1 protein-coding gene and 1 pseudogene are annotated in these 1,674 nt (G+C 68.0%); both read right to left on the reverse strand.

Annotated elements, in window-relative coordinates:
• Positions 1–145: 145 nt before the first annotated feature.
• Entirely contained in the window at positions 146–1,483 is a 1,338-nt protein-coding gene (gene paaK, locus AB4Y86_RS18415; protein ID WP_441403588.1) for a phenylacetate--CoA ligase PaaK, read from the reverse strand.
• Between the two features lie 15 nt (positions 1,484–1,498).
• Positions 1,499–1,674: pseudogene (locus AB4Y86_RS18420) on the reverse strand (phenylacetic acid degradation protein); the annotation flags it as partial.

Consider the following 1,674-nt stretch of genomic DNA (forward strand, 5'->3'; position numbering starts at 1 on the left):
GGTCATAGCCGGGGCGGCCGCGCTTGGCGGTGGTTCCTGTGCTGGGCATAGTCGCTAGTTTCTCATGTGAGCGGGGTGGGCCCGGCCGGCGTGGCCGAGGCTGCGCTGGCCGGGCCCACCGGTCGGTTGAACAAGCAGGGGCAGGTCAGGCCTTGGGACGCATGTCGTAGATCCGGCGAAGCTTGCCGTTGGACCGCTCCAGGGAGCCCGGTTCGACGACGTTTACGGCGCAGGACGATCCAACGTGGATCTTGATCTGCTGCTGCAGCGTCTTCGCGGCCGAAGCGATGCCCTCGACGGTGACGGACTCGCGGCGCTCGATCTTCACGGTCAACTGGTCCATCCGCTGCCCCTCGGGGCGGGTGAGCTCCAGCTGGAAGTGCGGGCTGAGCTCCGGGATGCGCAACGCGATTTCCTCGATTTGCGACGGGAACAGGTTCACGCCTCGGAGGATGATCATGTCGTCGCTGCGGCCGGTGATGCGCCCCATGCGGCGGTGCGCSGGRCGGGCGGTGCCGGGCAGCAGCCGGGTGAGGTCCTTGGTCCGATACCGGATGATCGGCAGGGCTTCCTTGGTGAGCGAGGTGAACACAAGCTCGCCGGGTTCGCCGTCGCCCAGGACCACGGAGGAGTCGAAAGCGTCGATGATCTCGGGGCGGAAGTGGTCCTCCCAGATGTGGCTGCCGTCCTGGGTTTCCACGGCCTCGCCGGCCACACCGGGCCCCATGACCTCGGAGAGTCCGTAGATGTCGCAGGCCTTGATGTTCATCATCACTTCGAGCTCGTGCCGCATTTCCTCGGTCCACGGCTCCGCGCCCAGCACGGCGAACTTGAGCGAGGTGGAGGCGGGGTCGATGCCCTGCTTCATCATCGCGTCGGCAATGGTCAGCAGGTAGGTCGGGGTGGCCAGGATGGCGTCCGGCTTGAAGTCCTGGATCAGGGTGATCTGGCGTTCCGTCTGGCCGCCGGASATSGGGATGACSGTGCAGCCSAGSGCYTCRGCGCCMGCGTGKGCGCCCAKGCCGCCGGTGAACAGGCCGTAGCCGTAGGCGTTGTGGACCTTCATGCCGGGCCGCACGCCGGAGGCGCGGAGGGAGCGGGCCACGAGCTTGGCCCAGTCGGCGAGGTCCTTCTTGGTGTAGCCCACCACGGTGGCGCGGCCGGTGGTGCCCGAGCTGGCGTGGATCCGGGCCACCTCCTGCTGCGGCACTGCGAACATGCCGAAGGGGTACTCCAGCCGGAGGTCTTCTTTGGTGGTGAACGGGAACTTGCCCAGGTCCGCGAGTTCGCGCAGATCGGTGGGGTGTACGCCGGCCTCGTCGAATTTGCGCTTGTACAGCGGGACGCGGTCGTAGGCGTACGCCACGGTGTGCTGCAGTCGGCTGAGCTGCAAGGCCTCGAGCTCGTCGCGGGAGATGGTTTCTTCGCGGTCCAGGACGGCGTCACTGGTGGCGAGGGCAGATGCAGCGGTGGGGGTGGTCATCAGGGTCCTAAGTTTCTATTTCTTGGAGATGGTGCGGCTGCGGCCGCGGAACTCGGCGACGAGTTCGCCGGGAAGGACGTCGGAGGGAAGGCCGCCCGGGCGCGTGGCGGCCGGCGGCGCGCCGGCGGTGGAGGCCGCCGGGGTGCCCGTTCCGGCGTCGGCTGCGTAGATCTGGATGTCGTAGAGGCCGC

Source organism: Arthrobacter sp. 2YAF22_2 (genome assembly GCF_052114645.1).
GTDB lineage: Bacteria > Actinomycetota > Actinomycetes > Actinomycetales > Micrococcaceae > Arthrobacter.